This window comes from Legionella sp. PC1000, from assembly GCF_014109805.1.
GTDB classification, from domain to species: domain Bacteria; phylum Pseudomonadota; class Gammaproteobacteria; order Legionellales; family Legionellaceae; genus Legionella; species Legionella resiliens.
The window spans coordinates 3,700,934-3,714,548 of record NZ_CP059400.1 but is presented as its reverse complement, the minus strand read 5'-3'; the positions used below and the strand labels follow the sequence as shown (position 1 = coordinate 3,714,548).

The window sequence follows — 13,615 nt, the reverse complement described above, 5'->3', positions numbered from 1 at the left end:
CAGGTTTATATGAGATTTATTTTTATCTATAATGAATAAATAAAAGGCTAGGTTGAGTATGCTTAAGCATATCTAAATAATTTTATGAGAAGATAAAAATGTATGAAAATAAAATGACTGAACGTGAGCCTAGAGTGATGTGGATTGCGGGGCAAAATGAAACAGTGAGAAAAATGGCGGCTCAAAAAGGATTCCCAGCTACCGTCGGGTTAGAAGGATGTGTGGCAATAATTATTGCTGATAAAAAAGGCAATGTCAGTTTAACTCATGTTGATTCAGATACTGATTTGTCATTCATTAAGGGTGAAGTTGCTCTTATGGATGGCGAATTTACCATTGATTTAATAAAAAAACCGGGTAAGGGAGAGCTTGATCAAAAAATTCTGACGGCTTTGGAGGAAATGGGTTTTTCTGAAGTTCCCTCATCCGGTAAACATAGAGTTATTGAGAGCAATGAAGGGACAGTAGTTTATAATTATTTAAAAAAAGTACCTCAGGTTTTTTCTTTTAATGATTTTAAAGAAATTGCTACTCCAGGCGTAACGCCCAAAGAAACAAATAAGTTATATACCTTAGGTTATAGCGCTGAAACATGTTTAGCTGACCCTTTAAGATTCCAGTTAAGAGTATACAGCCGTCAATTAAATCAGGCGTTATCTTCTAAGGCTACCGCCTTACCCATGTTAGTGCATGATGCATCCGGTTGGCATGAAACGGAAATGAAATTAGATAAAGAGGTAGAATTAATTTTAAATAAAGGAGATGTGCATCATCACTCTTTCTTTCAATCTTCTAAAATGCATTCTTTAAGTTATGTTTTACCACGCTATACCTCACTGATGAAATATCTTGAATCTCAGGAGATGAAAGCTTCTTCTGAATTGTAATTTAGAGTGTTGAAGTAATTGGCTTTAATCTTGATATCCATGCTTATGAAACCAATATAATTTTTAAAAATGCATAAATATCCAACATTTAATATCTAAAATCTGATGTATGGAGATGAATACCTCATCAGAAACGTACCCTGATTGCGTGCCATCAGGAGCTACCCGAAATAGAATGTTCCTGATTTTTCTTCTATATTTATTTAAGGAAACGATTAAGGATGAAGACATGATAAGGATATTAATTGGTTTAGTTCTTGGTTTCAGCAGCAATTTACTCACTGCAAATGCTGCACCGCAATCGGGTACTAACTTAACCCCATGTTTTAATATGAATGAAGTTGAACAGATTGGGAAACAAATCAATGAGCTCTTACGGCATGAGTTTTGCGAAGAAAAAATTGATCCCAAAAAATTCGCATCGATCAGTCAAAATATCCTGTCAAAAATGATGACAGAATCCTTTCTGGGAGTGGCCCCACCAGAAAATTGGCAGCAATTAACTGATGATATTATAAAAAGCTGTCTCGACAACAAGGATCTGTGTAAAAAAGAGGCGCGGAAAGAATTTGAAACCTGTATCAAACCTAAAATACCTTTGATCTTGGTACAAGTAGGGCCTTGGTTTGCTGAACATTGTTCCCAGTTGAATAAGTCATTAATTCAGCAATGGCCAGATAAAAAAGAAATCCTCAAAAAGACAATTAATGAAAACAAGACCTCTGAAAGAACCTTGTAATTTTAATTGATCCTATCTCTCCCTACGCCCCGCGCTTAATTTCTTCGTCTACGTACCGCGCTTTATGCGCGGTATCCAGGGGATCTTGCTCTAGAAATGCTCCGCGGCATCTTAAAATATCGTTCTGGATACCGCGCATAAAGCGCGCTACGTAGGAAAGCAGTACGTGGAGAAATTTAAGCGGTACGTAGAGAAACTTAAGTGGTACATGATAAATTTAAAAAACTGATGATCGTTCAGGGCTTGTCCGCGGGGTCCAGTGTTTTAGTGCAAATCTTCTGGATCCTGTAACCCCCAAGACGTCGGGAGTAGCGCTGGACTGGTTTTTCAGCGATGTGTAGAAGATTCAGTTGCAAGCAATCAGGATGCCAGAACATACTGCAAAAGAGCGGGATAATCTCCAGTGTAGGGACAGTAAGCATTTAAAAAGAATCATTTTTGGATCAAAATGATTAATTATAGTATAATTTGAATCTTTTTAATTATTAATTCATTCAGTGAAATCATCAACAAATTATATTTTGTCACTGCTGTTTTCTCTAATGAATAAGTATTGGGGAAATATTCAATGAAAAAAATGGTTCTTAATTTTTTGCTTCTTTTCATCACCTCAAGTCCTTCTTATGGCCAGACCCAAAATAAGGCTACGGTTTCGGGTTGGCCAAATTACTTAGCCATGGGAACCATAACGAATGGAGCGCCGCAAGAACCGACTAATATTCGAATTGATTCAGTATTTACCTATAATGGTGCAGGAGGTGACGGGGATCCTGGAAAAATAGAAACCCCTTATAAAATTTGGAATATGATGAACATGGCCAAAAATATAAAAACGAATACCGGCCATCCTGTTAATCCTGTTTTAGTTGAATACGGCTGGCAACTCAGCGGAGGCTGGAATACAGACAGCGTGACTCATTTAGACGATCTCACAAAACATTTCTTTAATCTCATGTTCTTGTCTAAAACGTTGGAAGATAATGCATATAGCAATACAGGAACCTATGGAACCATATTATTAAACCCAGATATGCTTGGCTACCTCGGGAATACAAATCGTGTAGAAACAGTACAGTCTTTAAACATACCCGTTGGTCAAGCGATTTCGAATGCTTATTGCATCATGACTAAAAAAATGGACTACAATGCCTTGAACACACCCAATTGCACTTATGGCTGGGATAATAAACAGGTAATAGCTCGTGGTACTCCAACTGATTTGTTGGTATGGTTAAAGTCGAAAACGGATAATTATACTGCGGGCCAAGCTTTTTCCACGTGTATTAATGATTATGTGATGCCCCTTTGTTCCGCGGCAACCCCAAATAGTAACTTCCCTGATTTCTCAGATAATTTTAATGGTTGGTTACACGCTCAAAACTGGATGGCCAAATACTTTGGACCGCATGTCGCACTTGGCGTTCATGAAAATATTTCTGCAGTGCCAGAGGGGGGATGGTGGATCCATCAGGGCCCAACTGCTGTACAGCCCTATGTTGATAAGGTTCTGGCCGACTTAAAGAGTTTTGAATTATTTACCAATAAATACAAACCTGATTTTATTTATTTTGATCGCTATGGCGCTGATGATTACAGCAGTAAATTTCCCAGTTTACTCATGAATCAGGCAACGTTTTACAATGATGTTGCCTGGCAGAATTTTTTAACAATGACCAAACAAATTAGTGAAGGATTAGGACAACAAGCAGGCAAAAATTATATACCTGCCATGTTATGGCAAATCCCTGCAGCCCATATACCTACCCAGAATGAGCCTGTTTTAGAAGCTCATGAAGAGGGTTCTGCTCCGGTGTATTTTTTTGGTGACCAAAACTTGCAAGCGGATTTAAGCAATATTGCTTCCTGGATTAATGTCGATATTGCCCATTTATCCAAAGGGTATAGTTTGTGCGCTGGTAAAAATGCGATTCAGTGTTTGACTTTAAACAACTTTAATTGGGCTCATAATAATTCCGACCAATTAAAAGCAGCTGTTGATGCTCATGTATTTTCAATTTTATGGGGCGCAGGCGCTTTTGCAACAGGAGTTTGGGAAGTACCGGGAACAACTTTTCCCGATAATGGGTGGATGGCAAAAAAACTGGGGATTTATTATAAAAAACCTCAGCCTTTCTGACTCCACTGCCTACGTACCGCGCTTCATGCGCGGTATCCAGAACGATCTTCTGCCGCGTTTAGAATCTTTTCTTCCATTACATCCTCTATGGATACCGCGAACCCGTCGCGGTACGTAGGAAGGTCGGATGGTGGTACGATAATCATCTTACTCATTAATCTTTCTATGTTAACTCCCTTAGTCTAAAATCGATTACATTTAGCATTGAAAAAGGTAACGGTGAATGAAAAAGTCCTCTCACAAAGGGTCTAATTTATTTTTAATCCTAATGGGATTGTTATTTGTCATATTAATGGCCTTAAAGAAACTCCCGATTCCTGCAACCTCTATCGAGATGTCATTACAAAGTTTAAGCATTTCAATACTCGTTATCTTTTTAGAGAAAAGGGCTGCGGGAGTAATTCTTATCTATTTAATTTTGGCTTCTTTTGGTTTGCCGATTTTGGCTGAAGGAGCGTCGAATAATAAATGGTATTTAGCGCCTTATGCAGGCTACTATTTTGGATTTCTTATTTCTTCATTTTTATTGCCCCGATTACTGCCTTTCACAAAACCTCAAAATTACTTACAGATATGGAGTCGTTTTTCTTTTAATGAATCCTCAATTTTATTTTGTGGGTTTTTATTTTTAAGTTTTTATTTCAATCCTAAAGAAGCTTGGTTAATTGGAGTTTGACCTTTCTTATTTGGGGCATGTCTAAAAATAACAGTTGCGTCTTTTATTTACTTTCTTCATGCTCGATGGCATAAAAAATCTCAACATCTTGTATTTACATGAATCGTTTTAATTTCTGACTAGCCGCTAAAAGTTTTTAAGTGTTTTCCCAATATAGAATGATCCGCTGGTGCATGGTCAATAAAAATGGAGGGATCTATCCGCAGGGATGTAACTTTATCCGTAGTTAGCAGAACGGGTTTTTGATAAGGATTACTATTTTTATTCCCGTAAGTGGGTAAAGGAATGTTTTCCCATACTTAACCCGTGAGTGAAAAGAAGTAATTTTTATTTTTAGATTCAAACCATACGCCTTTATGCCCTATGTTATAAGCATTACTTGCTGTTGTTTGGTATCCAATCTTTAATAAATAAAGAACGTGTAATAAACAAGGCCTTTCAATCAAACGAATTATATTTATTAATTTGTTGGTTAATAAAATCATGTTTTTTGTGTTGATATATTTTGTCGTTTAAATATTGTGTTAAAAAAGAAAAGCCAAATAATTTCCTAAGAGTGAGTTCTGATATGAAAAAAATCAATCCTTCATTAATTGATTTACCAATACCAATCGAGACGCCAAGACTTTTATTGAGGCCACCCAAACGAGGTGATGGCATCATGTTAAATACTGCAGTTTTAGAGAGTTTCGATTTATTAAATATGTTTATGCCTTGGGCAAATGAAAAACCATCACGAGACGACTCTGAAGAAATTGTAAGACGGGAAGCTGCAAATTGGGTATTTATAAAAAAGGAAGATCCTGAACTCATGTTATTAATTTTAGATAAAAAAACCAATGACTTCATTGGCGCAACGGGTTTTCATGATATAAATTGGGACGTTCCTTGTGTAGAAACCGGATATTGGATCCGCAAAAAATATGCGGGGCAGGGATTAATGACCGAAGCAATAAATGCCATTACCCAATATGCTTTTCACGCATTAAAAGTAAAACGAATAACAATTACTTGTGATATAGATAATGAACGGAGTAAGAAGATTCCAGAGCGTTTAGGATATCAACTTGAATCGATTATGAAATCAAATCGTGTAAAGCCCGTTACAGGAGCAGTGACAGATACTTTAGTTTATGTACGATTTGATTTAATTGATTTACCTGAATTGAATGTTACTTGGGGAAACTAACTATAAGCTTGTCTTACAGGGTTCAGTCTTTTCTTCAGTTGCAGTGATTTGATGAGTGCCCCCCTGTGTATGTTTGCTCCAGAATCTGGCTTTAGCCAAACTTTTATATGCAAGAATCTCCTCATTCGTAAAAAATACATTCCTGCTGAGATCCCTGGAAATCGATGGATTATTGCCAGAAGAATAATTCTGCATGGCATCATTTTCTCCGATAAGATCCAGCTTGATGCCGTTTCGCGCTTCATTTTTGTGTACACCATACAAGTACAACTGTATATCGCTCAGAGAATGAGTCGAGCTTAATTCTGCTTCCTGATCCATAAAAGAATCATCCATTTGCGGAGAGTCCAGGCCCAAAGTTCTGGCGACGCGGGGTAAATGGAAGGCACTGGAAACAACCGCGATGTGTTTATGAGCGTGATGTTCGAGGTAATGGCGAAACGATTGCGCTTGTGCCACAGTATTTTGACCTATGTTATTTTTCCTGGGATTATAAAGGGGGGCGATTGTGAATAATCCCGCCGGATAATAAGGAAGTGGTTCGCGACCTAATTTTTTCTGAAGCTTGTGATCTCTTAAGGCTCTTTTTAAGTCTTCATTATGGATTTTTCTCCCATTATAAAAAATAGGAATGACGTAATCATTTTCGCTTAATTCTTCAGGCATTTTACCGGCACGCAGCGCACATACTTGCGTTGCAATCTCAATACCAAGTTTCATGCGATGAATGTCATCTACACGATCAAACTCCTCTTCTTTTCTTTTACCTTGTTGAATTAATTCCACATCAGCAATCTGGCTTAAAACAGTTGTTCTGGCGGCGAGCACGTATACTAAATCAATTTCAGGAATTGGGGTGGGATTTGTTGTTAATGCACTTTTCTTTAAATCCTGTGTAAATATATTTTCTTCAGTAAATACATCTTCAAAATTCATTCCAAAAAATGAGGGTTTTTTAATTGATTGCTTAGGCATTAAGAGTATTTGGATACATTAAAAAAAGATGAAATCATCTTAGCAAAAATTTTAAGAGGTTTAAAACGTGTTTATTTGGGAGAGCTTGCCTGATGGGTGTCAGTTTTCATTTAAACCCTTCTACGTACCGCGCTTTATGCGCGGTATCCAGTAAGGTACTGCTGAGTTCTTTATTTTAGTTGCATTGAAAAGATTAAGTTGCAATCCTGGTTGTAAGCAGCCAGGCAATGTTATTGCTGCTCATAGCATGTTCGTTCAATTATTCATAAGCCTTTAGGGTTGAATTATTCAGTGAGCAACCTGTCTCTTCTCCGCAATAAATTTTTTATAAAAGCAAATTGGCTCCAAAAAGTCCCCTCCATCCCCGGCAGTTCAATAAATTTATAAGTAAAAGTAGCTGCCGGAATTAAGGCGATGCCCATGCTAAAGCATACTATAAATTTTTGTATTGGATGCGCGAGTAGTGCCATAGGATGCATTGAGGCGAATAGCTGAACGGGGAATATTACAAGGTATTGAAGAAGATAAATACTGTAGCTTATCCGGCCAAGAAAGAGTAAAGGCTTGTAAGTTAATATTTTAGGTTCTGCGATGAGAATGCTGAGAAATAAAAATCCTGTTAGAAAAAAGTGTTTGAAATCGAATTGGCCGGGTGTTATGAGAGATAAGAGAAGCGCTAACAATGGTATAATAGTCCCTAAAAAGGGTTTTATCTTTGAATTCCGTAAGCTTGGATAATGACACATTAACCATGCGCCAAAACTACCAATGATAAAAAACGGCCATGACGCATTGCCTAAAGTGTATAAATCACGAAAAGCCAATAGAAGAACAGATAAAACGATTGTAATCGCCATGAATGTGGACTGACGATATAGAAAATATAAAGGGGGGAGGACTAAATAAAATTTCCATTCATAACTTAAAGTCCATGCAATACCAATAAAGGCCAACGCATTGATACTACCAAAATGGAGTACCCCCTCACCTAAAAAGCCATATGAAAATATATCGATAATTCCTTTAAAATGCAGAGAGAAGTCATTCGATGTTTTTACGGACAGGTAAAAACATACAAGAATGGTTATTGAGGCAACAAAAAGATAAAGAGGGGCTATTCGTCTTACCCTTGCCATATAAAAAGAAGCGGGGTCGAGTTTATTTTCCAATGCTTTTTTAGTAAATAAGTAGGCAGTTAAAGCAAAAAATAACTGCACACTAATAAACCCTATGCGATTTCCAATTAGGGGTATGCCAGCGATACCAAAATAAGCAAGTAGATGATGATTCACATGACATGCTACAACACCCAATGCAGCCAACCCTCTTACGCCATCTAAATGCTGATATCGATGATCTTTCGCGTCACTTATATTAAAGAGACGCTTACAAGGTAATGCTATAATGAATGCTATAACAAAAAATCCAATAAAAAAAAGTGTCTGAATAATTTGATGCATATTTCTTGCTAAGCCCTTAGCCAATGAGTTAAGGCAATTTACTTGAATAGAATAAAATATTCAAGTTAGCATTGCATCGGCGCCAATTACGTATAGCTGGCGGCTAACTCATCTAATGCTTGACCACTAACTCGATGTACTGTCCATTCGTCCATAGGTTTGGCACCAAGCTTTTCATAAAACTTAATCGCAGTTTCATTCCAATCCAATACCCACCATTCAAAACGTCCACAACCTCTCTCCTTAGCTAACTTAGCCAGGTAAGCCAGCATAATTTGTCCTATGCCCTGACCGCGTGCTTCGGGCTTAACATATAAATCTTCCAAATAAAGACCTGGTTTTGCTAAGAATGTTGAGTAATTATGAAAGAATAAAGCAAAACTCACTGGTTTTTTCTCAAGATAACCAATAATGACTTCAGCATAAGCCTTAGAACCAAACAGAGTTTTCAACAATTGCTCTTCAGTAGCGACTACCTCATGCAGTAATCGCTCATATTCAGCTAACTCTTTAATAAACTCTAAAATTAAAGGTGTATCCGATGCTGTTGCAAATCTAATTTTTAAGGCATGACTCATTATAATTTCCCTGCAATTTACCTCTGTAGTGTTATTAATATTTTACTTATTTCTGATTTATTAGGACAGGGCATAAGACCCCTCTCCATATGTATTTTTCGATAAGTGATTGATTTTTTATCTATTTGATGTTATAATACCCAGATTATTTTGAGATCTAGCTTCGATCTTAGTAAGGCTGGCTCTGGTTCAAAATAAAAAAAATCAAAGAAAGTTTGTCTTTAGGGAGTAAATCATGTGGTTCACCTTTGCTATTTTTGCTGCCATCTTATGGGGATTTAATTACGCTTTAGCTGAAAAAATATTAAGCAGCATTTCCCCTATTACCTTATTGGCATTAGAAATGACCATTGGGGCTATATTGTTTACCGGCATTTCTTTTTTTACTACGATGAAAAAAGACGTTGAGGTATTAAGCACAGACTCTGGCTTGCTTTTATTAACAATAGCCGAGATTGCAATTGTACTCATCGCCAGTTATTTCATTGCTGCATCCATTACTCTTAAAAATGCTACGATTGCAGGGATTGTCGAATTAACTTATCCCTTATTTACCATTATTTTTACTTGGTTTTTGTTTAATCAAGCGCATGTGAATTTTTCCGTCATTATTGGTGGGCTTTTAATTTTCATTGGGGTCTTGGTAATCAGCTTGGCATAAAATTCTAAACTAAAATAATGACTCATTATTTTAATGAGTCATTATTTTAGTTTGAATATCAGATACTCGCCGATGGACTGAAGGAAGGCGATGTTTTATCATTTTTGTCATTGCTGAAAAAAGAATAATGACTTGTGGTAATTGATGGTGTCGGTTGATTTTCACCTTTTATACATTCTCTAAAAATTTTACGATCTTCTTCTGGAAGAAGCTTTAAAATGTCTTCTTGCTCCTCTTCATCTTCTTTCTTAAAAACATCTAAATTGCTAATTAAAATTTGAAGTCGATATTTTTCAGGAAATTTTTCCAATAATCGAGCTAACTCCTTGTAAGCATAGTGGTCTAATTTTAAATCTCCATTTGGGATGGCAGATTGAATTATCATTTCTAATTGCGGTATGCACTCCTTTATATGAGAAACAGTCTGGTGTAACTTAGTTTTTAAGATGGAATTTTCACACAATTCAGATACTTGAATGTGTTTATAATTATCTACAGCGTGAATCAAATCAGACTCAATCTCTATTATATGATTAAGTATTTTTAAAACGATGCCATAATCTTTGGGTATAATAGGATGAATTTTTTTATTACCAGCCAAGAGAGCATCTAAAGATAAGGTATGTCCATTTAGATCTGCAGCACAATCAATAATGGCCGTATGTTTCTTTAAGCAATGACCTTCTTCCCTATAATGAGGTATTAAATGCTCTTGTTTCACATCGGTGACACCAAGTATGCGAACTACTAAGGATAATGCTACCAATTCCTCTTCATTGGAAATTACTTTTTTAGATCGTTGATAACCAGTAGCACTCAGTATTTTCGATGCTAATCCGTAGTTCGATAAAGGATCAATAGGAAGTGTTTCAGTAACTAATGCACCCCCTTCACCTGATTTTATATGGCGAGGAAAGGACTCACAATCAAGTTTTATGGGAAATGTTTCTGCTGCAAAAGTATCACCTAAAATCAATTTTATTAAAGTAGCGCTCAGACATTCTAATACGATCATGTCATTTTCAGCTTTTGTGAGTACAGTCTCATAACCGCCGAGTTCACGTTTAACTACATACGTGCTTTCATCCCCATTGCTGTATTTTCCAACAAACCCCCATCTCTTGCCTTCCGATTTTGGTGCTATTGATTGAAAATCACTTAATTTTTTTTCATCGGTTGAAATCACTTCGTGTTTTTGTTCCTTGCTATTCATGGTGTAGGCTTAAAAAATTTGAGCACTACATAATTGTACAATATTATAATTAAGTGATTATTAAATTATTTTTATGATTATTAAATAAGCTATCGTTGCATCAATATAAGGGACAGTTGCGTACACTAGAGACAATTTTTCTATTAGTCATTTTTATTTTTTGTGGCCTTTAAGCTTTGTTGTTGATCTTTGATAAGAATAGGCATTTTGCCTGTTTATTTATTTATTGCTGCAGTATGATGTCGAGGGGTAAAACAGGAGTAACAACAAAAGGATTAGTCGATGAAGGCAGAAACTGTAAAGAAGCAAATGAGTCGTTATGATCGAAAAAAAGGATATTTTAGGGTGTTGATGGATGAGTCGCATATTAAAGTGCTGCGTGAATTTTGTACCCAAAAACTTGAGAGTATCGATACCTTATCCCCATCGTTACTTTTAGAATTAGCCAATATTTTGCTTGATAAGAAGGATAGGGATGGCGACTCATTGAGCAGTATTATCTTTAGAAAGCTTGTTGGTTATTTCGGGGGTTATGAAGCATTAGACAGTTTAAACAATCAGAAACAACTTACCGCTGAACATGTTGCGTTTTTGGAGAAAAATCATACACACGCCAAAGCAATCGCACCATTATTGGCCTCTATTGGCAAAAAACTTTCCTCTTCTGACATGACAATCGTACTGCATGCAGCAGGAATGATGGCAAAACCAGAGCGATTAGTAGAGATGTTCCAATATTTTGAGAAGTTTGCATCCGCAGGGGATGATTTGATTTTTTTTGAAACACTCAGCCTACTTAATCGTCACGGCATGAATACAGATGATGTGGTGCCGCTATTAAGCAAAGCGAAACAGCTTTTTAGTATGAAACAGGCATTGGAAACGTTATATAGGATTAACCCGGAATTATTCAATAATGATAATGTTCTTAACATTATCCAATTAAAAAATCCCCATCATTTTTATAAATTGTTAGATCGTCTTCCTGATACGCAAGATAGCTTAAATCGGTTGTTTGCTGTTGATGGCATACTCGATAAGTGTGCTTTTGCCGAAGAAATTATCAGCAATTTTAAATATGCAGGTTGGGAGCTGCAGCCTTATTTGCACTATATTTTAAGTGTTGATAGAGATAGATTCGCTATAAAGTGTGCTACGGATAAGCTAAAAGAAATGACCATCAAACCTGAGTTACTGCCTCTGATTCTAGAAACACTATTTGTCCGATCCAATGAGGGCATGGCATTAGTCAATGCTGTGGCTATCTTAAATCAAGAAAGTTTGGAAGAGGATGCGTTAAATCTGGCTTTTGCCACTCAATATCCTGATCGAGTTGCTGAAGCAGTGGTGCTGCTTAAAAAGGCAAAGCTTTTCAATAATCAAACACCAGATGTTATTTGTTCTCATCCTGAACATGCTATTGGGTTAGCACAGGCCATGATTCAATTGAGCCATCTCAACTGCACTGTTGATGCAGCCTATGACGGATTAGATCAATATCCTCAAAGTGCTGACAAGGTAGCAAAAGTTATTGAGTACTTACAAGAAAACTCGCTAATACATCATTCAAATAATAAACTTGGAGCGGCTAACGGCAGAATTAAACTGCCTACTGATGCAGTTGTTGCTGCAGTGTGTAAAGCTGAATTAACTGATGATTCTTTGCTTCAATTATGCGAAATAATGAAGTCAACAAATCTCTTGGATATATCTAATTTTCATAAGGTAATACCCAAGTTGAAATATGTTAAAACGCTGACTAGTGCTGCACGATGTTTGGCGAATAGTAAGCAATTGGATCAATTAAATTTTGATAGCATCATCAGCGATCCGATCAATTCTATAGCTTTAGCAGAGGATTTAGGGGGAACCCCCTGCTCGCCTTCATTGCCCAAGATGATTGATGAAGGTGCTAAGGATTTTGTAGCAATCAGAAAAGCTGCAAAAATCTTAGCATCAGGACAGCGGCAAGGACTTTTTTTTCCTAAGCTAGAACCCAAACAGATCCAATCTTTCGAAAAAACGACGCATCGAAAAATGGCCGCCATACAAAATGAAGCAATGATGAAAATTGCTCAGTATGCAAGTGAGCATCATCTAGAAAAGGCTACGGAACATCATATAGCGAATAGTTCTTATTTTTCTGTATTGAGTCCGAAGTAAGAAATAAGCAAGAAGATTGGGTATGTTCCATCTTCTTGCTTTAACGTTAGAACATTCACTTGACGGCATCAATGTGCTCCATCCTGGAGTTATTCAAGAATGTTGTTATCATGATTTTGATAAATAACAGACAGGAATTGAGTAAAATCCTGTTAGTTACGCATTATTGAGACGGTATCTTCACTAAGATTATCGGGCGAAATTGCTAAAGCCTTACTTACTATGTTGCATGCTTGTTCCAGTTGTTCAGATTTGGCTTTCAAATGCTCCATGTGAATCGTGTTTAATGATTTTCCTGACCAAATGGTACCGAATGCATTTCCCATACTGCATTTGTTTGCAATTATGGGATCGAAATAAAGCGGAGAAAAAATGGCCATACAAAATAATTTTAATAAGCTGGAAATAACTTCCATGGTCTTTAGTGTTTGATGATCTTTAAGGCTTTCTATATCGGTTTTTACTATTACATCACTTAATTCTTGGACTTGTTTTAACTTAAATCGAATTGCTTCCTCAATAGAATGCCCCTCAAATTTTTTTTCCCGAACAGCATACAAATCACTTAAAAATTGGCTACGTAAATTAATGTAATCCTTTTCTGTAGGTACATCATTTTTCTGAAGCCAATTTGACTGTCGAAAGAGCTGCTCATCAAGCGCTGAAAAATAGTCAGCAAGAATTGCATTAAAGAGTGTTTTCGCATTAAGTATTTCTGACAACCTGGCTTCTGGAATTTCGTCATAGGCATCTATCTTATTAGCTCTTAGTATAGACCGAACTGCAAAGATCACGAGTCCCTCATCAAAATCATGGGGATATTTTGACAGAATTTCTTTTGCGGTTTTCGATATTTTTTTCACTCTTTGTTCGAAATCTTTGGATTCTTCTGCATATATTTCTGCTAGTGACATCGTATTCTCTTAAAAAGCTCTGT

Annotated in this window: 12 protein-coding genes; 7 read left to right on the top strand and 5 right to left on the bottom strand. The window is 36.6% G+C overall.

Annotated features, from left to right (window positions below; translation table 11 throughout):
* The first annotated feature begins 98 nt into the window (after positions 1–98).
* The 5 genes from FOLKNPGA_RS16320 to FOLKNPGA_RS16300 all read left to right on the top strand — a co-directional run bounded on the left by FOLKNPGA_RS16320 (position 99) and on the right by FOLKNPGA_RS16300 (position 5,628).
* On the top strand, positions 99–887 hold the full coding sequence (locus tag FOLKNPGA_RS16320) for a hypothetical protein (RefSeq protein ID WP_182350878.1): 789 nt from the start codon (positions 99–101) through the stop codon (positions 885–887).
* A gap of 229 nt (positions 888–1,116) precedes the next feature.
* Positions 1,117–1,626 carry a hypothetical protein gene (locus tag FOLKNPGA_RS16315; protein WP_182350877.1) on the top strand — a complete coding sequence of 170 codons (510 nt, stop codon included), beginning with the start codon at positions 1,117–1,119 and terminating at the stop codon, positions 1,624–1,626.
* A gap of 568 nt (positions 1,627–2,194) precedes the next feature.
* Positions 2,195–3,763: a hypothetical protein gene (locus FOLKNPGA_RS16310; protein WP_182350876.1), complete on the top strand. Its 1,569-nt coding sequence runs from the start codon at positions 2,195–2,197 to the stop codon at positions 3,761–3,763.
* Positions 3,764–3,986: 223 nt separating this feature from the next.
* Positions 3,987–4,439 carry a biotin transporter BioY gene (locus tag FOLKNPGA_RS16305; protein WP_182350875.1) on the top strand — a complete coding sequence of 151 codons (453 nt, stop codon included), beginning with the start codon at positions 3,987–3,989 and terminating at the stop codon, positions 4,437–4,439.
* 568 nt (positions 4,440–5,007) lie between these two features.
* Positions 5,008–5,628: a GNAT family N-acetyltransferase gene (locus FOLKNPGA_RS16300; RefSeq protein WP_182350874.1), complete on the top strand. Its 621-nt coding sequence runs from the start codon at positions 5,008–5,010 to the stop codon at positions 5,626–5,628.
* Here the strand turns inward: FOLKNPGA_RS16300 and FOLKNPGA_RS16295 are convergent, their stop codons facing one another.
* The 3 genes from FOLKNPGA_RS16295 to FOLKNPGA_RS16285 all read right to left on the bottom strand — a co-directional run bounded on the left by FOLKNPGA_RS16295 (position 5,629) and on the right by FOLKNPGA_RS16285 (position 8,641).
* Positions 5,629–6,603 (bottom strand): hypothetical protein, encoded by a 975-nt coding sequence (locus FOLKNPGA_RS16295; protein WP_182350873.1) that lies wholly within the window; start codon positions 6,601–6,603, stop codon positions 5,629–5,631.
* Between the two features lie 284 nt (positions 6,604–6,887).
* A complete protein-coding gene (locus tag FOLKNPGA_RS16290; protein WP_182350872.1) occupies positions 6,888–8,063 on the bottom strand; it encodes an acyltransferase in 1,176 nt (391 codons plus the stop codon).
* Positions 8,064–8,149: 86 nt separating this feature from the next.
* Complete coding sequence (locus tag FOLKNPGA_RS16285; protein ID WP_182350871.1) at positions 8,150–8,641, bottom strand: GNAT family N-acetyltransferase; 492 nt, start codon at positions 8,639–8,641, stop codon at positions 8,150–8,152.
* A 235-nt stretch (positions 8,642–8,876) separates the two neighbouring features.
* On the opposite strand from FOLKNPGA_RS16285, the gene FOLKNPGA_RS16280 reads away from it, so the two are divergent.
* Positions 8,877–9,302: a DMT family transporter gene (locus FOLKNPGA_RS16280; protein WP_182350870.1), complete on the top strand. Its 426-nt coding sequence runs from the start codon at positions 8,877–8,879 to the stop codon at positions 9,300–9,302.
* A 58-nt stretch (positions 9,303–9,360) separates the two neighbouring features.
* Here the strand turns inward: FOLKNPGA_RS16280 and FOLKNPGA_RS16275 are convergent, their stop codons facing one another.
* Positions 9,361–10,515, bottom strand: coding sequence for a hypothetical protein (locus FOLKNPGA_RS16275; RefSeq protein WP_182350869.1), 1,155 nt, complete (start codon positions 10,513–10,515; stop codon positions 9,361–9,363).
* A gap of 282 nt (positions 10,516–10,797) precedes the next feature.
* On the opposite strand from FOLKNPGA_RS16275, the gene FOLKNPGA_RS16270 reads away from it, so the two are divergent.
* On the top strand, positions 10,798–12,678 hold the full coding sequence (locus FOLKNPGA_RS16270; protein ID WP_182350868.1) for a hypothetical protein: 1,881 nt from the start codon (positions 10,798–10,800) through the stop codon (positions 12,676–12,678).
* A gap of 152 nt (positions 12,679–12,830) precedes the next feature.
* On the opposite strand, the gene FOLKNPGA_RS16265 is transcribed toward FOLKNPGA_RS16270, so the two are convergent.
* The gene (locus FOLKNPGA_RS16265; protein WP_182350867.1) at positions 12,831–13,592 is read right to left on the bottom strand and encodes a hypothetical protein; all 762 of its coding nucleotides are present in this window, start codon (positions 13,590–13,592) and stop codon (positions 12,831–12,833) included.
* Positions 13,593–13,615: the final 23 nt, after the last annotated feature.

Coding starts and splice junctions, on each gene's coding strand:
- FOLKNPGA_RS16270 (WP_182350868.1), top strand. CDS start 10,798: ATGAAGGCAGAAACTGTAAAGAAGCAAATGAGTCGTTATGATCGAAAA.
- FOLKNPGA_RS16265 (WP_182350867.1), bottom strand. CDS start 13,592: ATGTCACTAGCAGAAATATATGCAGAAGAATCCAAAGATTTCGAACAA.
- FOLKNPGA_RS16275 (WP_182350869.1), bottom strand. CDS start 10,515: ATGAATAGCAAGGAACAAAAACACGAAGTGATTTCAACCGATGAAAAA.
- FOLKNPGA_RS16290 (WP_182350872.1), bottom strand. CDS start 8,063: ATGCATCAAATTATTCAGACACTTTTTTTTATTGGATTTTTTGTTATA.
- FOLKNPGA_RS16320 (WP_182350878.1), top strand. CDS start 99: ATGTATGAAAATAAAATGACTGAACGTGAGCCTAGAGTGATGTGGATT.
- FOLKNPGA_RS16315 (WP_182350877.1), top strand. CDS start 1,117: ATGATAAGGATATTAATTGGTTTAGTTCTTGGTTTCAGCAGCAATTTA.
- FOLKNPGA_RS16305 (WP_182350875.1), top strand. CDS start 3,987: ATGAAAAAGTCCTCTCACAAAGGGTCTAATTTATTTTTAATCCTAATG.
- FOLKNPGA_RS16300 (WP_182350874.1), top strand. CDS start 5,008: ATGAAAAAAATCAATCCTTCATTAATTGATTTACCAATACCAATCGAG.
- FOLKNPGA_RS16285 (WP_182350871.1), bottom strand. CDS start 8,641: ATGAGTCATGCCTTAAAAATTAGATTTGCAACAGCATCGGATACACCT.
- FOLKNPGA_RS16295 (WP_182350873.1), bottom strand. CDS start 6,603: ATGCCTAAGCAATCAATTAAAAAACCCTCATTTTTTGGAATGAATTTT.
- FOLKNPGA_RS16310 (WP_182350876.1), top strand. CDS start 2,195: ATGAAAAAAATGGTTCTTAATTTTTTGCTTCTTTTCATCACCTCAAGT.
- FOLKNPGA_RS16280 (WP_182350870.1), top strand. CDS start 8,877: ATGTGGTTCACCTTTGCTATTTTTGCTGCCATCTTATGGGGATTTAAT.